The sequence below is a fragment of the Ideonella sp. genome (assembly GCF_044358605.1).
In the GTDB taxonomy this organism is placed as follows: Bacteria; Pseudomonadota; Gammaproteobacteria; order Burkholderiales; family Burkholderiaceae_C; genus Ideonella.
In genome coordinates, this window is sequence record NZ_JBIKNQ010000048.1 from 22,373 (window position 1) to 42,844 (window position 20,472).

16 protein-coding genes and 1 tRNA gene are annotated in these 20,472 nt (G+C 64.8%); 7 read left to right on the forward strand and 10 right to left on the reverse strand.

The window, feature by feature from the left end; all coding sequences use genetic code 11:
• From ACIQ3Q_RS16210 to ACIQ3Q_RS16220, 3 genes are all read right to left on the reverse strand, one after another.
• On the reverse strand, positions 1-1,515 hold the full coding sequence (locus ACIQ3Q_RS16210) for a DNA-3-methyladenine glycosylase 2 family protein (protein ID WP_396270211.1): 1,515 nt from the start codon (positions 1,513-1,515) through the stop codon (positions 1-3).
• A gap of 122 nt (positions 1,516-1,637) precedes the next feature.
• Positions 1,638-2,399 (reverse strand): LytR/AlgR family response regulator transcription factor, encoded by a 762-nt coding sequence (locus ACIQ3Q_RS16215; protein WP_396270212.1) that lies wholly within the window; start codon positions 2,397-2,399, stop codon positions 1,638-1,640.
• Positions 2,396-3,505 carry a sensor histidine kinase gene (locus ACIQ3Q_RS16220; RefSeq protein WP_396270213.1) on the reverse strand — a complete coding sequence of 370 codons (1,110 nt, stop codon included), beginning with the start codon at positions 3,503-3,505 and terminating at the stop codon, positions 2,396-2,398. Before ACIQ3Q_RS16220 ends, ACIQ3Q_RS16215 begins: the two co-directional genes overlap by 4 nt.
• Before the next feature lie 213 nt (positions 3,506-3,718).
• Here ACIQ3Q_RS16220 and ACIQ3Q_RS16225 point away from each other — a divergent pair, with 213 nt between their 5' ends.
• Together ACIQ3Q_RS16225 and ACIQ3Q_RS16230 are read left to right on the forward strand one after the other, a co-directional pair.
• The gene (locus tag ACIQ3Q_RS16225) at positions 3,719-5,107 is read left to right on the forward strand and encodes a phosphomannomutase/phosphoglucomutase (protein WP_396270214.1); all 1,389 of its coding nucleotides are present in this window, start codon (positions 3,719-3,721) and stop codon (positions 5,105-5,107) included.
• 24 nt (positions 5,108-5,131) lie between these two features.
• Entirely contained in the window at positions 5,132-6,463 is a 1,332-nt protein-coding gene (locus ACIQ3Q_RS16230) for a 3-deoxy-D-manno-octulosonic acid transferase (protein ID WP_396270215.1), read from the forward strand.
• A 6-nt stretch (positions 6,464-6,469) separates the two neighbouring features.
• Here ACIQ3Q_RS16230 and ACIQ3Q_RS16235 read toward each other — a convergent pair whose 3' ends face one another.
• From ACIQ3Q_RS16235 to ACIQ3Q_RS16260, 6 genes are all read right to left on the reverse strand, one after another.
• Positions 6,470-7,888 (reverse strand): TolC family outer membrane protein, encoded by a 1,419-nt coding sequence (locus tag ACIQ3Q_RS16235; RefSeq protein ID WP_396270216.1) that lies wholly within the window; start codon positions 7,886-7,888, stop codon positions 6,470-6,472.
• Between the two features lie 67 nt (positions 7,889-7,955).
• Complete coding sequence (locus ACIQ3Q_RS16240) at positions 7,956-8,291, reverse strand: rhodanese-like domain-containing protein (RefSeq protein WP_396270218.1); 336 nt, start codon at positions 8,289-8,291, stop codon at positions 7,956-7,958.
• Positions 8,291-8,944, reverse strand: coding sequence for a protein-L-isoaspartate O-methyltransferase (locus tag ACIQ3Q_RS16245; protein ID WP_396270219.1), 654 nt, complete (start codon positions 8,942-8,944; stop codon positions 8,291-8,293). The genes ACIQ3Q_RS16240 and ACIQ3Q_RS16245 overlap by 1 nt, the downstream gene beginning before the upstream one ends.
• A 51-nt stretch (positions 8,945-8,995) precedes the next feature.
• A complete protein-coding gene (locus tag ACIQ3Q_RS16250; protein WP_396270220.1) occupies positions 8,996-12,148 on the reverse strand; it encodes an efflux RND transporter permease subunit in 3,153 nt (1,050 codons plus the stop codon).
• 12 nt (positions 12,149-12,160) lie between these two features.
• Complete coding sequence (locus tag ACIQ3Q_RS16255; protein ID WP_396270221.1) at positions 12,161-13,312, reverse strand: efflux RND transporter periplasmic adaptor subunit; 1,152 nt, start codon at positions 13,310-13,312, stop codon at positions 12,161-12,163.
• Positions 13,313-13,314: 2 nt separating this feature from the next.
• Positions 13,315-13,992 (reverse strand): TetR/AcrR family transcriptional regulator, encoded by a 678-nt coding sequence (locus ACIQ3Q_RS16260; RefSeq protein WP_396270222.1) that lies wholly within the window; start codon positions 13,990-13,992, stop codon positions 13,315-13,317.
• A 115-nt stretch (positions 13,993-14,107) separates the two neighbouring features.
• Here ACIQ3Q_RS16260 and ACIQ3Q_RS16265 point away from each other — a divergent pair, with 115 nt between their 5' ends.
• On the forward strand, positions 14,108-14,683 hold the full coding sequence (locus ACIQ3Q_RS16265; protein WP_396270223.1) for a hypothetical protein: 576 nt from the start codon (positions 14,108-14,110) through the stop codon (positions 14,681-14,683).
• Positions 14,684-14,737: 54 nt separating this feature from the next.
• A complete protein-coding gene (locus ACIQ3Q_RS16270; RefSeq protein ID WP_396270224.1) occupies positions 14,738-15,595 on the forward strand; it encodes an undecaprenyl-diphosphate phosphatase in 858 nt (285 codons plus the stop codon).
• On the opposite strand, the gene trmB is transcribed toward ACIQ3Q_RS16270, so the two are convergent.
• Positions 15,596-16,225, reverse strand: a complete 630-nt coding sequence (gene trmB, locus ACIQ3Q_RS16275; protein WP_396270229.1) for a tRNA (guanosine(46)-N7)-methyltransferase TrmB — start codon at positions 16,223-16,225, stop codon at positions 15,596-15,598.
• Between the two features lie 198 nt (positions 16,226-16,423).
• Between trmB and dacB the strand changes: the two genes are divergently transcribed.
• From dacB to ACIQ3Q_RS16290, 3 genes are all read left to right on the forward strand, one after another.
• A complete protein-coding gene (dacB, locus tag ACIQ3Q_RS16280) occupies positions 16,424-17,881 on the forward strand; it encodes a D-alanyl-D-alanine carboxypeptidase/D-alanyl-D-alanine-endopeptidase (RefSeq protein ID WP_396270225.1) in 1,458 nt (485 codons plus the stop codon).
• Positions 17,874-19,883 carry a putative bifunctional diguanylate cyclase/phosphodiesterase gene (locus ACIQ3Q_RS16285; RefSeq protein ID WP_396270226.1) on the forward strand — a complete coding sequence of 670 codons (2,010 nt, stop codon included), beginning with the start codon at positions 17,874-17,876 and terminating at the stop codon, positions 19,881-19,883. Before dacB ends, ACIQ3Q_RS16285 begins: the two co-directional genes overlap by 8 nt.
• A 57-nt stretch (positions 19,884-19,940) precedes the next feature.
• Positions 19,941-20,014, forward strand: a tRNA-Gly gene (locus ACIQ3Q_RS16290).
• The last annotated feature ends 458 nt before the right edge of the window (positions 20,015-20,472 follow it).

Consider the following 20,472-nt stretch of genomic DNA (forward strand, 5'->3'; position numbering starts at 1 on the left):
CTACTCTCTGGTGGGGTTCAGGGTCAGGCCGTGCCAGAGGCGCAGCGTGGCATAGCCGCGCCAGGGCTGCCAAGCCTGCGCTTTAGCCAGTGCTTCGGGGGCCTTGATGCCCCCCAGTGCTTTGAGCACACCGGCGTCACTGGCCGGAAAAGCGTCCGGCCAGGCCAGCACTCTCAGCGCGACCAGCTGCGCCGTCCATTCGCCAATGCCCGGCAGGGCTTTGAGAGCGGCCAAGGTGGGGGCCAAGGGCTGCCCCGGCGCCAAGACCAACTGTTGGCTCAAGACGGCTTCGGCCAAGGCCTTGATGGCCGTGGTGCGTGTGCGGATCACCCCCAGCGCGCCCATCTCATCCGCCGATGCTGCCAGCAGCGCCTCTGGGCTGGGAAAGAGCTTGTCCAGGCCCGACAGGGGCGTCTGCACCGCGTCACCCCATCGGCCCACCAAGCGGGCGGTCAAGGTGCAGGCCGCGGCCACCGTGATCTGCTGGCCCAAGATGATGCGCACCGTGGTCTCAAATCCGTCCACACAGCCGGGAATGCGCAGGCCGGGCAGGCGGGGTAGCAAGGCCTCTTGGCCCAAAGCTTCATCAATGGCCTGTGTGTCGGTATCCACGTCCAGCAAATGTCGCAGCCGCTGCGCCACCTGACCGAGGGCTGGTGCCAAGGACGCAGAAACCTCGGCCCGACACTCGCCGCGCACGCTGTCAAAGCTCAGCGCCAACCAGCCGACATGAACCTGGCCCGCAGCGTGCAGGCGCAGAGTGCGCCACCAGCGCTCCTGGGCCCAGGCCTCGACCCCCGCCAAGGGCCGGGCCGCCAAGAAGGACTGCATGGCCTGGGCGTCATAGGGCGGGCGCCAAGGCAGGCGCAACAGCGCTGCGCCTGAGCCGTTGGCGGCGCCGCGGTCCGGGGCCGCACGCTCCCGCCGTCGTATCGCGCTGGGCGTCAAGTGGTAGTGCTCGGCCAAGGCCGCATTGAAGCGCCGCACGCTGCCAAACCCGCTGGACTGGGCCACTTCGGCCATGCCCAGGTCCGTGTCGGTCAGCAGGCGCTTGGCCCACAGCAGGCGTTGGGTGGTGGCCCAGGCCAGTGGGCTCACGCCATGCACCTCGTCAAAGATGCGCCGCACATGCCGCTCGCTCACTCCCAAATGGCCTGCCAAAGCAGGCAGGCTGGTGGCTTGGCCTTGGGCAATTTGCTGGGCGATCCAATGCGCGCCTGCGTGGGCGAGAGAACGCACGCTGTCGCTGAGCGCCAAGCCCGGTGCCAGCTCTGGGCGGCAGCGCAGGCAGGGTCGGAAGCCTCCTTGCTCGGCGGCGGCTGCATTGCCAAAGAATCGGCAGTTGGCCTGTTTTGGCAGCTTGACCCGGCAGACTGGGCGGCAATAAATGCCGGTGCTCGTCACCCCGACAAATAACTTGCCATCAAAGCGTGGGTCATGAGACTTCAGGGCCTCATAGGCTTGGTCGGCGCTGAGTGAGTGGGCTGTCGGGTGGGATGCTGAGTTGAAGGGCATGGACGGCATGATAGGCCGCACGGCTCAGCAGTGCTGGCCGTTTTCGGACATGCGCTGAAGCTGCTCAATGCGAGACGAATCAGCTCAGCGGGTGAGCGCCCGCATGCACCGCTGCTGCTGAGTCACATGGCCTTGAACAAGTGCACATAGGCTCGGCTGACAGGGAGCTCAGACTCGTGCCCACGCATGCGCAGCCACAGACGGCTGGCTTCGTCGCGGCGCGTGCCTTGGAGTTGGGCGAGGTTGATCACCGTGCTGCGGTGGACTTGCCAAAACAACTCGGGGTCGAGTTGAGCCACCAATTCGGCGATCGGTGTGCGGATCAGGTACTCCTTCTGGGCGGTCTGCACGCAGGTGTATTTGTCGTCCGCCTGGAAGAACAGCACCTCGTCGACCGGAACTTGGTGGGTCAGCTCGCCTTGGCTGGCACGCACCCAGCGCAGCTTGGGCACGGCAGAGGTGGCGGGGCGCTGCAATTGGTGCAGCGCCTGAGCCATGTCGGCTTGCGGCTCTGCGGGCGTGGACAAGGCGGTTTTGAGGCGCGCTATGGTGCGGGTCAAACGATCGGCGGTTACGGGCTTGAGCAGATAGTCCAAGGCGGCGGCCTCAAAGGCCTGCACCGCAAACTCGTCATAAGCCGTCACAAAGACCACGCGGGTCAGGCCTTCAATGCCTTGGGCCACTTCCAGGCCTGTCAGGCCCGGCATGCGGATGTCCAGAAACGCCAGGTCAGGCTGCAAGGCGGCGATTTGCTCAGCGGCTTCCAGCCCATGGCGGGCGACGCTGACGATCTGCAATTCGGGCCAGAGCTTGGCCAACTGGGCTTGAAGGTGACGCGCCAACGCGGGTTCGTCGTCGGCAATCAGTGCGGTAGGCAGAGTCATGATGCGTTCAGAGGCAGCACAATGCGGGCGACGGTACCACCATCGGTGGCGTCGGACAGGCTCAGCTCAGCTTGCTGGCCCCACTGCTCGGCCAAGCGGGCCCGGATATTGGCCAGCGCCGAGCCTTGGCCTTGGGTGCTGAGCTTGGCCTGGCTGAGGCCGAGACCCGTGTCGCTGACGGTAATGACCAGCATGGCGCCTTCTCGCCGGGCCTGAAGGGTGATGCGCCCGCCCTCGATTTTGGGCTCCAGGCCATGGGTGATGGCGTTCTCGACCAGCGGCTGCAGCAGCAAGGGCGGCAGCGCCAGCGTGGCCAAATCGGCAGGCACGTCGATCTGCCACTGCAGGCGGTCTTCCATGCGCAGGGCCAGCACTTGCAGATAGGCCTGGATCAGGCCGACCTCTTGCCCAAGCGTCTGCTGGGGTGAGCGCAGGCCGCCAAAGCTGCTGCGCAGATAGGACACAAAAGCCTCCAGCATCTGCTGCGCTTTGGCGGGGTCGACTTCGATCAAGGTCTGCACATGGGCCAGGGAGTTGAACAAAAAGTGCGGCTCGATTTGGCCCTGCAACAGGCGCAACTGCGCTTCAGCGGCGCGGCGCTCGGCGATCTCAGCCCGGGCTTGGCCGCTGTAGTAGAGGTTGGACACCAACAACCCCAACACCGTCAGCAGGCCAAAACCCAGCCAGGCATTGGGGCTGAGCTTGAGAAGTTGACCCTGGATCAGCCAGAAGCCGATGACCCAGCCGATCAGCACGCCCAGAATCGGAATGGCCATGAAGAACAGGCGTTGACGCGCCACCGACCACCGCCGAATGGTGGGTCGCCCGAAGTGGCGAATGCACAGCGCGAAAAGCAGCTGAATGACGGTGGTCACCGACAAGGCAATCACCAGATTGCGGCTGAAGGCATAAGCCCAAAACGAGGGGTCGCCCCAGTGCTCGGGCTTGGCATAGAGCGCAAAGCCAAACAAGGTGAATCCCAGGGCCCAGGGCAGGGCCAACAGGGTTGACCAAACCCAAGGCAGCCAGGCGGGGCCTACGGGCTCCAGGCTGAGGTTGTAGGTCGCTCGCCAAGAGCGCTTGAGATCATCGGCAATGAGGGTCATGGTGTGAGCCGTCCGACTAGGGGATGAAAGGGAATGGACGCAGTGTAGAAAGACCTGGCGAGCCAACGGGGCGCGCTGCGACCAATCGACAGCGAGGGCGACGAATGGCAAGACCTCAAGCGTGGGGATGCTGAGATCAAGGTTACGGCAAGGTACCTCTCTACAATGCCTGCATCGCCCTCGCACTGCGGCCGCAAGGCCCTTCTACAGACCATGCAAGTCAGCACCTCCATCTTCAAGGCCTATGACATCCGCGGCATCGTCGGCAAAACGCTGGACGAAGACCTGGCCTATCACCTGGGCCGCGCCTTTGGCACCGAAGCCCGCGCCGCCGGCGAAAAGGCCGTGGTGGTGGGCCGCGACGGCCGCCTGTCCGGCCCCGGCTTGGCCGCTGCGCTGATGCGCGGCTTGGCCGACTGCGGCCTGGATGTGGTGGACCTGGGCGCGGTGACCACGCCCATGGTCTATTACGTGGCGGCTACCCGCAAGAAGCACCGCTGCCAGAGCGGCATTCAGGTGACCGGCAGCCACAACCCCAAGGATTACAACGGTTTCAAGATGGTGCTGGCGGGCCGTGCCATCTATGGCGAAGAGATTCAGGCCTTGCGTCGCCGCATCGAAGCCGAAGACTATGCCCAGGGCACCGGCCGCATCGCTGCCATGGACATCGTGCCCGAGTACACCCACCGCATCGTCAAAGACTGCAAGCTCAAGCGCCCGATGAAGATCGTGGTTGATTCGGGCAATGGCATTCCCGGCGCCACTGGCCCCGCCATCCTCAAGGCCTTGGGCTGCGAGGTGATCGACCTCTACTCCACCGTGGACGGCGATTTCCCCAACCACCACCCGGACCCCTCCAAGCCCGAAAACCTGGCCGACCTGATCAAGGTGGTGCATGCCACGGGCGCCGAACTGGGCCTGGCCTTTGACGGCGACGGCGACCGCTTGGGTGTGGTCACCAAAGATGGGCAGATCATCTACCCCGACCGTCAGTTGATGCTGTTCGCGCGCGACATCCTGACCCGCGTCAAGGGCGGCACCATCATTTATGACGTGAAGTGCAGCCAGCGTCTGGCGCCGGACATTCGCGCCGCAGGCGGCGTGCCGCTGATGTGGAAGACGGGCCACTCCCTGGTCAAGGCCAAGCTCAAAGAAACCGGCGCTCCCATCGCAGGCGAGATGAGCGGCCACATCTTCTTCTCGGAGCGCTGGTACGGCTTTGACGATGCCATGTACACCGCGGCTCGTTTGCTGGAGATCCTCTCCCGCTCGGCCGACCCGAGTGCGGTGCTCAATGCCTTGCCCACCAGCTTCAGCACACCGGAGCTGAACGTGCCTTGCGCCGAGGGTGAGCCGCATGAGGTGATTGCGAAGCTGCTGGAGGTAGCGAAGTTCCCTGGTGCCGAGATCTGCACGACGGACGGCTTGCGGGCCGACTGGGCCGATGGTTTTGGCCTGGTGCGCGCCTCCAACACCACGCCGGTGTTGGTGATCCGCTTTGAAGGCCAGACCCAAGAAGCCCTGGAGCGCATTGAGCACGACATGATGGCCGTTCTGCGCCAAGTCAAGCCGGATGCACAGTTCGCGGCGGCAGCGCACTGAGCGCCCGCAGCTGAGTTGTCGCGCATGACGACCTGGCGAGAGTCGGCCGCCCGCTGGGCCTGGGCCGCGGTGCTGGGGCTGCTCACGCCGGTCTATCTGCTCAAGCTCTGGTGGCGGGGGCGTGCCGAGCCCGGCTATCGCCAAGCGCTGCCGCAACGCCTGGGCTGGGCTTATGGGGCAGCGCAGCCGCAGCGGCCTATTTGGGTTCATGCTGTCTCCTTGGGCGAGACCAAGGCTGCTGCCGCCCTGATCGCCACGCTGCGCCAGCAGCACCCTGGCGTGCCGCTGCTGCTGACCCACAGCACAGCCACCGGGCGCGAAGCCGGCCTGGCCTTGCTCCAGCCGGGCGATGCTCAGACCTGGCTGCCCTGGGACACCGCCGGGGCCACGCGCCGATTCATGGCGCATTGGCGGCCGCAAGTCGGTGTGCTGATGGAAACCGAAATTTGGCCCTCGCTCTTGCACGCGGCTACCCGGGCAAAGGTGCCCTTGGTTTTGGCCAATGCCCGCCTCTCTGAGCGCAGTGCCCGCAAAGGCCAGCGCCTCTCAGTGTTGCTGCGGCCTGCGGCGCAAGCGCTCCATCTCGCGTTGGCACAAACCGAAGACGACGCCCAGCGCCTGCGCGCTGGAGGTGTGGCCAACGTGGTGGTGGTGGGTAACCTGAAATATGAGTTGCAGCCTGACCCGTCAGAGTTGACCCTGGGCGCGCAATGGCAAGCCCAGTGGGCTGCAGCCGGACGCCAGGTGGTGGTGGCCGCCAACACGCGGGATGGCGAAGAAGCCTTGCTGCTGGCTGCCTGGCAAGCCTGGCTGGCCAGCCTGCCTGAGCAGCAAGCTGCCGGGCTGGTGCTGGCGCTGGTGCCCCGGCACCCGCAGCGTTTTGACGAGGTGGCCGCGCTGGTGCACGCCCAGGGCTTCACCCTGTGGCGGCGCTCGCAGTGGCAGGGCGGGGCTTTACCCGAGCAAGCCTTGCAAGCCCAGGTGGTGGTGGGCGACTCCCTGGGCGAGATGCCCCGCTATTACGGTATGGCGCAGGTGTCACTCTTGGGGGGCAGCTTTGCGCCCTTGGGCGGCCACAACCTGATTGAATCTCTGGCTTGTGGGTGCCCCATGGTGCTGGGGCCGTCGACCTTTAACTTTGCCGAGGCCGCCGAGCTGGCTCTGGCTGCCGGTGCGGCCTGGCAAGTCGCCGATGCGCCCAGTGCCATGCAGCAAGTCGGGCGCGTGCTGGCCGACCCAGCTTCAAGGCAGCAGGCACAAGCCGCCGCGTTGGCCTTCACGGCTCAGCACACCGGGGCTGCTGCGCGCATGGCGCAGCATCTAGGCCCCTTGATCAGCGCGCCAGCAGCGCGATGAAGTGGGTCAACGCGCCAACAGGGCGTTGATCGCTTCCACGTCACCAGCCGTGAGCGTGCCGGTCACTTGGCGCAGCTTCAAGCCGCCCATCACCACGTCATAGCGGGCACGGGCCAGGTCGCGCTGGGTTTGGTAGAGCTGAGTCTGGGCATTGAGCACGTCCAAGTTCACCCGCACGCCCACCTTGTAGCCCAGTTGGGTGGCCTCCAGGGCCAGCTTGCTGGAGCTCTCGGCGGCTTCAAGGGCCTTGACCTGGGCTTGGCCCGACTGCACGCCATAGAAAGCGCTGCGCGTGCCTTGGGCAATGGCGCGACGGGCGCCCTCCAGATCGTTACGCGCCTTGTCTTCCAGGGACAAGGTTTCCTTGATGCGGTTCTGCACCGAGTAGCCCGAGAACAAGGGAACATTCAAGGTCAGGCCAATGGCGGCCGCGCCGCTGTTGCCACTGCGGCTGTTGGTGAACATGGTGCCGTTGGTGGTGGAGTCCGTCGAGCCACCCGGGTAAGTGCGGCTGTAGCTGGCGCCCAGGCTCAAAGTGGGCAGATGGCCTGCGCGGGCTTTCTCGGTTTCCAGCTTGGCCACATCCATCGCCAGGCGGCTTTGGGCCACGGCCGTGCTGTTGCCTTCGGCACGGGTCAGCCATTCATCGACGAGGCTGGGTTGCAGCGGGGGTAGCACCACCGGGGCGGCCAGCGGGCGGGGGCTCAGGCCCGCCTTGCCCACCTGTTGCTCCAAGGCCAGCAACTTCACGCGCAGGTCGTTGTCCGCGGCCAGCTCTTGGGCGGTGGCCAAGTCGAACTTGGCCTGGGCTTCACGGGTGTCGGTGATGGTGGCCGTGCCGACTTCGAAATTGCGCTTGGCCGAGGCCAATTGCTCTGAAATGGCCTTCTTGCTGGCTTGCACTGTGCTCAGCACATCTTTGGCCGCCAACACATCAAAGTAGGCCTGTGACAGGCGCACGATCAGGTCTTGTTCTGCTGCTTTCAACTGGGCCTGGGACACCGCCAGAGCGCGCTCTGCCTGGGCAATCGTGGCCGCATTCGCCGGGTTGTAAAGCGATTGCTGGGCTTGCAGGGCCAGCTTTGTGTCTCGCGTATTGATGTCGTCTTCTCTAGACGACACAGAAGTGTTTGCGCCAGAGGTGGTGGTCGAGGTGGTCTGTCCATCAGCCTTCACCACATTGGCCGTGGCCGTGAAGCTGGCTGTAGGGCGATTGAGCGCTTTGGCTTGTTCGGCTCGGAAGACCGCCGACTCGGCCTGTGCACGCGCGCCCAAATAGGTGGCGTCGTAATTGCGGGCGGCTTCGTAAAGCTCGGACAGGCTCTGAGCGGAGGCCCCGGCGCTGAGGCTCAGCAGGCCCAGAGCAATGGCGACACTCAGCGTGTGGCGGGGGGCAGCAGGGGTAAAGGGGCGCGATGGCGTCATGGAGAGGTCCTCGGTATGCATGATGGCGTCGTCTCAGGGAAAATAGCTTGTGGCTGTGTCCGGCAACTCAATAGCACGGCACGCTGGGGTCCACCAGGGTAGACCAAGCGTGCGTGCCACCGGCAAGGTTGTACACCTCGGGGTAGCCGTGCTGCGACAGGAATGCGACGACCTGCGCGCTGCGCATGCCGTGATGACAGAAAGCGATGATGGGCTGCGGGGTGGGTAACTCAGCCAAACGCGCAGGGATCTCACCCATGGGCATATGCAGCGTGCTCACCCCCGGTAGCGCCAAGGGGGCAAGGGCCACTTCCCAGGCTTCGCGCACGTCCAGCAGCACCGGCTGGCGGGCTGCTTGCGCTTCCAGAAAAGGGATCAGCTCGTGGACGTGCAGGGCATTCATCAGAAAGTAAAGCGGGTCGGCTCGGGGAAGCCGTCGAGGCGCTGGGCCACAGTGTCAAACAAGGTTTCGCGGGAGACCGCTTGCTCGGATTGGCGGGTGTAGAGCACCGCGCACATCACCGGCTCATGCCCTTCAATGGCGATCAGGCGGCCGCCGACCTTGAGCTGGTCCAGCAGCACTTGCGGCACCGCAGGCACAGAGCCCGACAGCATGATGGCGTCAAACGGGCCTTCTTCGGCCAAGCCTGCGCTGCCACATTGCTCGCGCACTTCGACGTTAGATAAGCCAGCGCGTTGCAGATTCGTGCGGGCCTGGGCGGCCAAGGCCGGGCGGCATTCCAGGCTGATGACGCGCTGGGCGCGGTGGCCCAAGAGCGCCGCCACAAAGCCCGAGCCCGTGCCCACTTCCAGCACGGTTTCGTGGCGCTGCACCTTCAGCTCCTGCAGCATGCGTGCCTCTACGCGCGGTGCCAGCATCACTTGGCCTTCACCCAGGGGTACTTCGGTGTCCACAAAGGCCAGGGCCTTCATGGCGGTGGGCACAAAGTCTTCCCGGCGCACAGCGGCCAGCAGGCTCAGCACGGCGCCATCCAGCACATCCCAGGGGCGGATTTGCTGCTCAATCATGTTGAAGCGGGCTTGTTCGATGTTCATGGCGAATCCTCGGGGGGCTGTCTGCGGACGGGTTCAGGAAAACCCGCGATTTTAGGCGGCTTCGCCCCCATTTGTGCTGACAGCGCCGTGGCCCAACTTGCGCGAAACCCATTGTTTGAGGTCATCCAACGCACAGTAGATGACCGGCACCACCACCAGCGTCAGGATAGAGGAGGTGATGACACCGCCAATCACCGCCTGGCCCATGGGGGCGCGCTGCTCCGAGCCTTCGGTCAGGGCAAACGCCAGCGGCACCATGCCAAAGACCATGGCCAGGGTCGTCATCAGAATGGGCCGCAACCGGACGTGAGCGGCCTGCAGCAGGGCGGCGGTGCGCTCCACGCCTTGCTCGCGCAGGCGGATGGCAAAGTCCAACAACAAAATGGCGTTCTTGGTCACCAGGCCCATCAACATCACCACGCCGATGATGGAGAACATATTGAGGGTCGAGCGCCACAACAGCAGTGCACCCACCACACCAATCAAGGTGAGGGGCAGGGAACTCATCAAGGCAATCGGCTGCAAATAGCTCTTGAACTGGCTGGCCAAGATCATGTAGATGAAGATCACGCCCATGGCCAAGGCTGAGATGGCGTAGACAAAGGACTCCTGCATGTCCTTGGTCGAGCCGCCAAAGCGGAACTGATACCCCGGCGGCAGTGGCATGGCTTCTAGCGCCTTTCTCATGTCCGCCGAGACTTCGCCCAGTGCGCGGCCGTTGGTGTTGGCGGTGAACTCCACTTCGCGGTTCAGGTCACGCCGGTTGATCTGGTTGGGCAGGGTGGCATCACGCAGCTCAGCCACTTGGCTCAGGGCGATCAGCTTGGGTGTGCCATCGGCGTTGGTTCCAGCCAGCAGTGAGATGCGCTGCAGGTCGGGGCTATCTTGTCGCGCCTCGGGGCTGAGCCGCACTTTGACGTCGTAGTTCTGGCCATCCGGCGCCCGCCAAGTGCTGACGGTGTTACCGGCCATCAGGGCACGCAGATGGTTGGTGATGGCACCCACTGACAAGCCCACGTCAGAGGCCGCGTCCCGCTTGACATCGACCGCCACAGTGGGCTTCTCCGGCTTCATGCTGGTGTCCAGGTCTGAGAGTCCGGGCACGGCGCGGAGCTTGTCGCTGGCTTGTTGCGATAAGCGCTTCAATTCGCCCAGGTCAGGCCCTTGCAGAGACACGGAGATGGGCTTGGTGCCTCCCACCGCGTCGAGCAAGCCCACGTGGGTCACCGTGATGCCGGGCACCTGAGCCAACTGCGCGCGCAGCGGTGCGGACATGGCGTCGGCCGAACGGCTGCGCAGGTGTCTGTCCACCAAGCGCACATAGATGCCGACCTGGTTGTGCCCCTGAGCAGAGCCGGTGTTGATGGTGGCCAAGGTGTAGCGCACTTCGGGCATGGCGCGCAGGATCTGATCCACCTGCACGGCGCGCTGCTGGGTCACTTCCAGGCTGCTGCCCACGGGAGTGTAGAAGGTGACGGAGGTTTCAGAGAAGTCGGCCTTGGGCACGAACTCGGTGCCCAGGAATCGCACCATCACCACCGAGGCCACCAGCGTGCTGAGGGCCACCAGGACCGTGATCAGTTTGTGCCGCAGCGACCAGTCCAGCAGCGACTCATAGCCTGAGGCCAAGCGGCGCGACCATTGGTCTACGCCATGCGTCAGACGACCCAGCGTGTGGTCGTACCAGCCCTTGGGCTCGAAGGGCTTGCCTTCGCGGTCGATGGCCGGGTCGTGCCAGATGGAGGACAGCATCGGGTCCAGCGTGAAGCTCACGAACATCGAGATCAGCACCGCGGCCACGATGGTGATGCCGAACTCGTGGAAGAACTTGCCGATGATGCCGCCCATGAAGCCAATGGGCAGGAAAACCGCCACGATGGACAGCGTGGTGGCCAGCACGGCCAGGCCAATCTCCGAGGTGCCCTCTAGTGCCGCGTCGCGCGGTGACTTGCCCATCTGCACATGGCGCACGATGTTCTCTCGCACCACGATGGCGTCGTCAATCAGCAAGCCCACGCACAGCGACAGCGCCATCAGCGTCACCATATTGATGGAGAAGCCGAACAGGTGCATGAACAAGAAGGTGCCCACCAGCGCAATGGGCAGGGTCAGCCCGGTGATCAGGGTGGAGCGCCAGGAGTTCAGGAACAGAAAGACGATGCCCACGGTCAGCAGGGCGCCTTCAATCAGGGTTCGTGTCACGTTGTTGACCGAGACGCGAATAGGCCGTGAGTTGTCGCGCACCACTTCCACCTGCATGCCCGGCGGCAGGCGGGGTTTGAGTTCTTCAGCCGCACGGTTCAGACCGTCCACGACATCGATGGTGTTTTCACCCTGGGCCTTGAGCACCTCCATGGCCAAGGTGCGCTGGCCGTTGTAGAGCGCGAGGCTGTCGGTTTCTTGCGGGCCATCCACGATGTCTGCCACTTGGCCCAGCCTCACCGGCTGCCCACCGCGCCGCGCCACGATCAACTGCTTCATCTCCTGCGGGTTGGTGAAGCGGCCGTCGATCTGCACGATGCGTTCATTGGCCGCATTGCGCAGCGTGCCCGCCGGCAGATTGCGTGTTTCACTGCGCACCGCAGCCATCACCAAGTCGGCCGAGAGTCCCCAGGCTTCCAGGGCTTGGGGCTTGAGGTAGATGTTGATCTCGCGCTTGGCCCCGCCCACCAGCGTGACCGAGCCCACGCCGCGCACGTTCTCAAGCCGCTTCTTGATGACTTGGTCGCCAAAGGCTGTTAGCTCGCTCGGGCTGCGGCTGTTGTCAGGGCTGGTCAGGGCCAGCGTCCAGATGGGCCGCGAGGCCGGGTCAAAGCGCGAGATCTTGGGCTCATCCACATCATCGGGCAGCGCAGCGCGGATCTGCGACACCTTCTCCCGCACATCGTCGGCCGCTTTGCGCCCATCCATGTTCAGGTTGAACTGGACGATGACGACGGCCGTGCCTTCATAGCTGCGCGAATAAAGCTGGCTGATGCCAGCAATGGTGTTGACGGCCTCTTCGACCTTGATGGTGATCTCGTTCTCCACCACCTCGGCCGAGGCGCCGGGGTAGGCGACCGACACCACCACGGTGGGGAAGTCGATATTGGGGAACTGGTCAACCTTGAGCTTCTGCAGCGCAAAGCCGCCCAGCACCACAAACGCCAGCATGACCATCACGGCCATGACGGGGTTGGCAATCGAGACGCGGGTGAACCACATGGTGTCGGGCGCTCAGCGTGTGGCCGAAGCGCTGGCGGCGGGCCGCTGCACCAAGGTGCCGCTGCGCACGGCACCGGCTTGGGCGGTCAAGATCTGCTCGCCTGCCTTGACGCCGCTGAGCACCTCCGTCATGGCCTGGCCTTGGGCATCCCCGGTGGTGCCCAGCTTGACCTTGCGTTGCACCGCGCGCTCGCCCTCCAGCGCCAACACGCTGGGTTCCGGCAAATCCAGCCGCACAGCGCTGCTGGGCACGACCACGCTGGTGGTGCCGGGCAGGGTGATGCGGCCGGTGGCAAACAAGCCCTGGCGCAAGCTCGGGTGGGGGGCCACGCTGAGGTAAGCCGCGACCGTACGGGTACCGCTGCTGGCGCTGGGGTTGATGCGCACCACCTGGGCTGTCACCGGCTCGGTCAGGCCCTCCATCTGCAAGCTCGCGCTGGCGCCGACACGCACTTGAGCCACGGCCTGGGGCGGCAGGGCGGCTTCCAGCTCCAGCCGGGTCAAATCCACCACTTCCAGCACCCGGGCATCCAGCGCCACGCGCTCGCCCGGTTGAGCCAGTCGTTGCGAGACCAGGCCGTTGATCGGCGCCACCAGGGTAGCGTCTGCCAGCGATTTGCGGGCCAGGGCTGCTGCAGCCAGGGCGGCTTGCAGCGTGGCCCGCGCACCGTTGGCATTGGCTTGAGAGGTGTCCAAGGCCGTGGGCGAGATAAAGCCCTGGCTGACCAGCGCACGGTTGTTGGCCAGAGCGCGTTCCGTCACATCGGCTTGGGCTTTGGCCGCCTCGGCCTGCTGCTCTGCTTGACGCAAGCGCCACTCCAACTCGGTGGTGTCGATTTGTCCCAGCACTTGCCCGGCCCGCACGGTGTCGCCTTCGCGGACCGTCAGGCTTTTGAGCTCGCCCGCCACCTTGGCTTTGACCAGGGCGGTGCTCACTGCGCGCAGCGGCCCCGAGATCTCGATGTGCCGCTCCAGCTCGGCGGTGCGCACCGTCCACACATCTTGCGCGGTGAGCAGCAAGGGGGCTGGGGCCGATGCGGCGGCTTGGGCGGCCGATGCGGCGGTGGCCTCGCTCGCGGTGCGGGCTCGCTTCATCCACACCAGCCCGCCGACCACGACGAGCGCAAGGACTGAGACGACAACAGTGCGAAGAGAAATGGCCATGCTCAGACTGGTGTTGGGGGCGTAAGGGGCTCGCGGGCCGCGTCAGGCCGGTGGCGCAAGCCGTCCAGCACCAAGGCAACGTGGTGGCGAATGAAGGGGTCTGGGTCGGCCAGCATGGGCTCCACCATGCCGCAAGCGCCCAGCGAGTGCTTGTGCAGGCACAGCATGATCAAGGGCATCACGATGGAATAGACGGTGGACATCACGTCATGGCGTCTGAACTCACCGCAGGCCATGCCGGCTTCCAAGTGTTCAGCCACCAAGGCGCTGCCAGGTTCGATCACTTCCCGGGCATAGAACTGCGCCAGTTCGGGGAAGTTGCACATCTCGGTGATCACCAGCTTGAACACGCCTGAAGCCGGGCTGCGATAAACCTCTCCCCACCAATGCGGCAGCACGGTCAAGAGTTTGTCGCCGGGCGAGCCTTGCAGACCTTGGGCCATGGCCCGCCCTTCCGCAATCTTGGCCGCCAGGGCTTGCTGGATCACCGCCTTGAGCAGCTCTTCTTTGCTGGGGTAGTAAAGGTAGAGCGTACCCTTGGAGACGCCAGCGCGCACGGCCACTTCTTCAGAGCGGGTGGCGGCAAAGCCTTTTTCGACGAACAACTCCAGCGCCGCGTCCAGCAGTTCTTGCGGGCGGGCGTCTTTGCGGCGTTGGCGGGCGGTGAAAGCGGCAGGCATCTTAATGACTAATTGGTCAGTAATGCTAACACCGGCCCTCGGGCGTGCAAAGGCCCTGTCAGCCACGCGGCCCCCGCCCGCGTTGCACCTGCTGTTCAATGCAGTCGCGAATCACATGGCTATAACTCGTCGTAGGGTGCTGGGAGGGCTGGTGCTGGCCACCGCCGGGGGGCTGGGCGCCTGCGCCAGCGTGCTGGGGCCGCGCCGGGTGGTCTACAGCGAGGCCGAGTTGGCTGCTTTGCTGGCCCAGCGTTTTCCGGTGGACCGGCGTCTCATGGAGTGGCTGGACGTGGAGGTGAGCCGTCCGCAAGTTCGGCTGCTGCCCGAAGACAACCGTCTGGAGTTGGCCTTGGGCGTGGCGCTGCGCGATCGCTTGTTCACCGCCCGCTTGCAGGGGCGGCTGCGCCTGAGCACTGCCTTGGCCGTTCGGGCAGAAGACCGCAGCTTGCGCATGCGTCAGGTGCGCGTGCACGACTGGGCGGTAGAGGGGCTGGAGGACACCCAGCGCTGGCCCAGCCGCTTGCAGGGGCAGCGCCTGGGCGGCTTGCTCGTGGAGCGCGTACTGGAAGACCTGAGCCTCTACACCTTCAAAGACAGCGACTGGCAGCGCTTGAGCGATGCGGGCTATGCCCCGCCCCAGGTGCGCATTCAGCCGCAAGGGCTGGAGTTGCTGGCCCTGCCTAGAAGTTAAGCGGCTGCCCGCGCCCGCTATCATGAGCGGCTTTGCTGCCCTGCGGACACGACTGTGGATCTGATTCTTTTGCTCAAGGCGGCCATCCTCGGGGTGGTTGAAGGCCTGACTGAATTCCTGCCCATTTCCTCGACCGGCCACTTGATCTTGGCCGGCTCGCTGCTGGACTTCACCGGCCCGACCGCCAAGGTGTTCGAGATCGCCATTCAAACCGGCGCCATGATCGCCGTGATTTGGGAGTACCGCGAACGGGTGTTTGGCACGATCAAAGGTTTGCGCACCGAGGTGCAGGCCCAGCGCTTTGCACTCAATGTGCTGGTGGCCTTCATTCCTGCCGTGGTGCTGGGTTTGGCCTTGGGCTCGGCCATCAAGGCCACGCTGTTCCATCCGGTGCCGGTGGCCCTGTCCTTTGTCGTGGGTGGCTTGATCATCCTCTGGGTCGAGCGCCGCCACCGCGACAAGTTCGGCGTGATGGACCTCGAAGGCAGCCGCCGCGCACGGGTTGAAACCGTGGACGACATGACCGTGATGGATGCGCTCAAGGTGGGCTTGGTGCAGTGTGCGGCCTTGATTCCGGGCACCAGCCGCTCAGGCGCCACCATCATTGGCGCCATGTTGTTTGGCTTCTCGCGCAAGGCGGCCACCGAGTTCAGCTTCTTCCTGGGCATCCCCACCCTGATTGGGGCGGGCGCCTATTCGCTGATCAAGAACCGTCAAGACCTGCAACTCAGCGACTGGCCTCTGTTCGCGGTGGGCACTGTGTTTGCCTTCCTCAGCGCCTTGGTGTGCATTCGCTGGCTCATTCGCTATGTGGCCACCCATGACTTCACGATCTTCGCCTGGTACCGCATCGTCTTTGGCGGCTTGGTCCTGCTGACGGCCTACACCGGCTGGGTGGACTGGAAAGCTTGATCAGTCGTCGTTTCGTCTGAACACCAAGTCCCACACCCCGTGGCCCAGCTTGAGGCCACGGGCCTCGAACTTGGTCAGCGGGCGATAGTCAGGCCGGGGCGCATAGCCCTCAGTGGTGTTCTTTAGCAGCGGCTCGGCCGACAGCACCTCCAGCATTTGCTCGGCATAAGGCTGCCAATCGGTGGCGCAGTGCAGCACGCCGCTTGGCCTCAAGCGCGAGGCCAACAAAGCCACCAGCGGCGGCTGGATCAAGCGCCGCTTGTTGTGCTTTTTCTTGTGCCACGGGTCGGGAAAGAACACATGCACACCGGCCAAGGAGGCGGGCTGCACCATGTGCTCCAGCACCTGCACAGCGTCATGCTGAATGATGCGCAGGTTGCTCAAGCCTTCTTCGGCAATGCGCTTGAGCAGGGCACCCACGCCCGGCGTGTGCACCTCTACGCCCACAAAGTCGGTGTCAGGCCGCACCGCTGCGATCTGGGCTGTCGCCGCGCCCATGCCAAAGCCAATTTCCAAGACCAAGGGCGCTTGGCGGCCAAAGCTGGCCGCCCAGTCTTGCGGCTGGGCTTGATAGGGCAGCACAAAGCGCGGGCTCAACTCGGCCAAGGCCTTTTGCTGGCCGGTGCCCATGCGGCCGGCGCGCACCACATAGCTGCGGATGCTGCGTTGCGGCTTGCCCGTGGGCTCCTCGGTGCTTGAAAGGGCAGGCGGCGTGGGTTGGTCGGTGGAGGAGGGGGTGGTCATGCTGGCGTGCAAGCGCTTATCTGGCAGGGGAAGCGGGTTTACCTTCGGCGCTTGGGCCGCAGTGCTTGGCCCCATGCTGCAGGGATGTGGAAAAGTGTTCCGGATTGTGCCCCAGCCCACCCTGAAGCCTCAGGCAAGGTGGGCCGGCGCCAGTGCCTCGCCGCCTTGGCGGCGGGCCTGTGCTGGCCGTCTGCGGCCAGCTTGGCGGCGGTGGGCGACGCCCTGCAAACCCTGCCCGAGCGCTGTGGCCTGCCGGCCAGCAGCGTGGGCCTCTATGCCCGTGTCGTGGGGCAGGCTCAGCCTTTGGTGGCCATCAATGCCGAGCAACCCTTTCAGATGGCGTCCACCGCCAAGCTGGTCACCTCCATGGCGGCCCTGGATGTGCTGGGGCCGGAGTTCCGCTGGCGCACTGCCGCTTACCTGGATGGTGAGTTGCGCGATGGCACCTTATGGGGCGACCTGTGGCTGGTGGGAGGGGGTGATGCCACGCTGGACCACGACACCTTGCAAGCCTGGATGGCGCAATGGCGGGCCCAAGGCCTGCACCGCATCCAAGGCCACTTGGTGCTGGACCGTCGCGCCTTTGCGCTGACGGCCAAAGACCATGCCTTCACCCCCACGCCTTCTGCCAGCCGACCGCACCATCTGTGGCCCGATGCGTTGATGGTCGACCAAGGCCGGGTGCGCGTCAGCCTCAAGGCCGATGCCGACGGACGCCCGCTGGCCATGCTGGCAGGCGCCAAGGTGGATACGGCGTTTGCCGGCCAGCGCGCTTGCCAGCCCGTGCCGCAGTGGGCGCGCGATGAAGGCCGCCCTCAAGCCGCGCCCAGCTTGCAATTGCAAGGCGACTGGACAGCAGCCTGTGGGCCGATGTCGGTGGAGGCTGTGCTGCCGCCTGGCCAAGTGGCCCGCTTGGCCGTGGCCCAGGCCTGGGCCCGCGCTGGTGGCCGCCTGACCGGCTCGGTGCTGGACCAGCCCGCCGTGCCCCGTGCCCCCAAGCTCTTCTCCGTGCACCAGTCTGAGCGCCTGCCAGCCCTGCTGCGCGACATCAACAAAACCAGTGACAACCTAGCCGCCCGGCATCTCATGCTGGCCATGTCGCCCGGCTTTCCCAGCCAAGCGGCCACCTTGGCGGGGGCCCAGCGCCGCCTGCTGCAATGGCTGGCGCAACAGGGCCTGGCGCGGGGCGATATTGAGGTGGATTCGGGCTCGGGCCTCTCGCGCCAAGAGCGCGCCAAACCTCGTGCCTTGGCCAGCCTGCTCGAGCGCTTTGCCTACCACCCACAGGGCATGGCCTTGCTCAGCTCTTTGCCCCTGGCTGGGGTAGACGGCACGATGCAGCATCGCCTGCGCGGTGGCGCGGCGCAGGGGCAGGCCTATCTCAAGACCGGCACGCTGCTGGACACCCGTGCTTTGGCCGGCTACATCAAAACCCGCTCGGGCCATGTGGTGGTGGTGACGGCCCTGATCAACCACCCCCAAGCCGACCGGGCCACGCCCCAGATGGACGGCTGCATCGAATGGCTGGCGCGCCATGCCTGAAGTCCGGCGCTGGCCCACACTCTCCATCCGTGCCTCGGTGCTGATAGGCATCGCCCTGGCCGTGATCGTGCCCACCGTGGCGCTGTGGAAGATGGAAGAGCGCTGGACGCGGCAGGCGCAGGAACCCCTGGTGGCCCAGAACCGCCAAGCCGTGCTGGGGCTGATGGCGGCTGATCTGGTCACACCCCTGTGGACCATGGACGAATCGGCCTTGCTCTATCGCCTGCAGCGGGGGCTGCTGGAGCCTTCAGTCAACAGCCTGCGCCTGACCGAAAGCCGGCCCCTGAGCAAGCCGGTGGAGTTGAGCAAGGCGGGGGCGGTGGTGGGGCAAGGGGTGCTGTACAAGGCCGAAGTGCTGCACGAAGGTGAGCGCCTGGGCGAGTTGGAGATTTGGTTCGACCCGCAGCAAATTGAACATGCTTTGGCCGAACGCCGCACGGGCACCATCCAGCTCGCCGCCTTGCAGGTTTTGCTGAGTGGCTTGGTCTTGGTCGTGATCTTGACCCGCCGCCTCTTAGGTCCCATTCAGCGCTTGAAGCAACAGGCGAGTCAGATGGCGTCTCGCGGCACCGTGGTGCCCACAGAGTGGAACCGCCGGGATGAGCTCGGCGAGCTGGGCAGCCACCTCAATGAGGTTCACACGCAAGTCGCCGAGCTGTTCGACCAGCTGGAGGGCCAAAAGGCCGAGCTGCAACGCATGGCCTTGCAAGACACCCTCACGGGTTTGCCGAACCGCGCGCTGTTCACCGAGCTGACGCGCGCCTCGGTGGCCGCAGCCCACCGAGACGGCAAATGCTTGGCCTTGCTCTTTATCGACTTGGACCGCTTCAAGCCCGTCAACGACACCTACGGCCATGCGGCAGGTGATGTGCTGCTGATGACCCTGGCCAAGCGCCTGCGCGCTGTGGTGCGCTCGTCCGACGTGGTGGCACGCCTCAGTGGCGACGAGTTCACCGTGCTGCTGCACGATGCCAGCCAATGGGACCAAGTCAGCGCCACGGCTGATCGCGTGCTCAAAGAGCTGGAGATGCCGGTGCACTTGCCAGTGGGCGACATCAGCGTCTCGGCCAGCATTGGCGTGGCCTTCTACCCGGCCGATGCCAGCGACCATGAAACCTTGGTCAGCTATGCCGACACGGCCATGTATGCGGCCAAAAACCTGGGCGGCTCGCGCACCAGCTTCTTCCGCGAAGAATTCAACCACCAGCTTCAGGCCGCCCTGCAGCTAGAGGCCGAGATGCGCCAGGCGCTGGAGCGCAATGAGTTTGTGCTGCACTACCAACCACTGGTGGATGCGCGCAGTGGCGCCTTGTTAGGTTGCGAGGCGCTGATGCGCTGGCAGCATCCGATGCGCGGCTTGTTGTCGCCTTTCCATTTCATCCCGGTTGCTGAGCAATGCGGCCTGATCAGCGAGCTAGGCGCCTGGACCATCCGCACCGCCTGCCAACAAATTGCCCGCTGGAAGCAGGCTGGCCTTCAGGTGGGCACCGTGGCTGTCAATGTGTCAGCCCTGGAGTTCCGTCACCACCGTCTCCTGGACACCCTGACCACCGCCATCGCGGCCTCAGGGGTGCGCCCCGGAGAGCTGGAGATCGAGTTGACCGAGAGCGTGCTGATGACCGACATTCAGACCACGCAACTCATCATCGAGCGCCTGCATGCCCTGGGCCTGCCCTTGTCGGTGGACGACTTTGGCACCGGCTATTCCTCGCTGTCCTACCTCAAGCACCTGCGCCCCGCCAAGCTCAAGATCGACCGCAGCTTTGTCAAGGACCTGCCTGGTGACGAAGGCGACCAAGTGCTGGTCCGCGCCATCGTCCAACTCGCGCATTCCTTGGGTATCAAAGTGGTGGCCGAAGGCGTAGAGACCGAGGCTCAACAAGCCTTCTTGCGCGACATCGGCTGCGAGATCCTGCAGGGCTATCTCCTCAGCCGCCCGCAAGACGCGGAAGCCTTTGAAGCCTTCGCCCGCCGAGTGTCGGACACCTTGGTGGACGCCTGAACCGGCGGCACACACTTCGCTGCAGTGCTTGCGGTTAGAATCCGCAGCTGCACCTCAGCGGGTGTAGTTCAATGGTAGAACGCTAGCTTCCCAAGCTCGATACGTGGGTTCGATTCCCATCACCCGCTCCAAACGAAGACGCCTCAGACCGCAAGGTCTGGGGCGTCGCCGTTTGGAGCGTGCGTTTGGGATGAGACCGACCGTGGTTCGCTCAAGACAGTCCGGCGGACTGTCTTGGACGCTGCGCAGCAGCGGGCCGAGGGCGTAGCCAGAGGCCGAGCAACAGGCCTGAGCCTGTTGCGAGCATTCCCATCTGTTCCTCCAACAACTTCCGGGAATCATCAAAGATTTCAAGCCGCAATGGCCAACCGCACTGGCCGTTCTTTTGCTGTCATCGTTGCAGATCAATCGTCGCACCATGCTTTGTGTATCGACGATCACGCCTCTTCTGGATTTTGCGGGCGTTCGAACCCGCTCTACGGCGTTGCCAGCGCAATCACTTGATAGACTGAGGAGGGCTTGGTACGACTTAGCAGGCTGCTGAAAAACCGCCTTGATCATGCAGCTTTGGCGCCCGACTTAAAGTCTG

Excerpts from the sequence above, each read along its gene's own strand:
- ACIQ3Q_RS16230 (WP_396270215.1), top strand. The coding sequence starts at position 5,132 with ATGACGACCTGGCGAGAGTCGGCCGCCCGCTGGGCCTGGGCCGCGGTG.
- ACIQ3Q_RS16250 (WP_396270220.1), bottom strand. The coding sequence starts at position 12,148 with ATGTGGTTCACCCGCGTCTCGATTGCCAACCCCGTCATGGCCGTGATG.
- ACIQ3Q_RS16215 (WP_396270212.1), bottom strand. The coding sequence starts at position 2,399 with ATGACTCTGCCTACCGCACTGATTGCCGACGACGAACCCGCGTTGGCG.
- ACIQ3Q_RS16255 (WP_396270221.1), bottom strand. The coding sequence starts at position 13,312 with ATGGCCATTTCTCTTCGCACTGTTGTCGTCTCAGTCCTTGCGCTCGTC.
- ACIQ3Q_RS16285 (WP_396270226.1), top strand. The coding sequence starts at position 17,874 with ATGCCTGAAGTCCGGCGCTGGCCCACACTCTCCATCCGTGCCTCGGTG.
- ACIQ3Q_RS16245 (WP_396270219.1), bottom strand. The coding sequence starts at position 8,944 with ATGAACATCGAACAAGCCCGCTTCAACATGATTGAGCAGCAAATCCGC.
- ACIQ3Q_RS16260 (WP_396270222.1), bottom strand. The coding sequence starts at position 13,992 with ATGCCTGCCGCTTTCACCGCCCGCCAACGCCGCAAAGACGCCCGCCCG.
- ACIQ3Q_RS16235 (WP_396270216.1), bottom strand. The coding sequence starts at position 7,888 with ATGACGCCATCGCGCCCCTTTACCCCTGCTGCCCCCCGCCACACGCTG.
- ACIQ3Q_RS16210 (WP_396270211.1), bottom strand. The coding sequence starts at position 1,515 with ATGCCCTTCAACTCAGCATCCCACCCGACAGCCCACTCACTCAGCGCC.
- ACIQ3Q_RS16220 (WP_396270213.1), bottom strand. The coding sequence starts at position 3,505 with ATGACCCTCATTGCCGATGATCTCAAGCGCTCTTGGCGAGCGACCTAC.
- ACIQ3Q_RS16240 (WP_396270218.1), bottom strand. The coding sequence starts at position 8,291 with ATGAATGCCCTGCACGTCCACGAGCTGATCCCTTTTCTGGAAGCGCAA.
- ACIQ3Q_RS16265 (WP_396270223.1), top strand. The coding sequence starts at position 14,108 with ATGGCTATAACTCGTCGTAGGGTGCTGGGAGGGCTGGTGCTGGCCACC.
- ACIQ3Q_RS16225 (WP_396270214.1), top strand. The coding sequence starts at position 3,719 with ATGCAAGTCAGCACCTCCATCTTCAAGGCCTATGACATCCGCGGCATC.
- trmB (WP_396270229.1), bottom strand. The coding sequence starts at position 16,225 with ATGGGCACCGGCCAGCAAAAGGCCTTGGCCGAGTTGAGCCCGCGCTTT.
- dacB (WP_396270225.1), top strand. The coding sequence starts at position 16,424 with ATGTGGAAAAGTGTTCCGGATTGTGCCCCAGCCCACCCTGAAGCCTCA.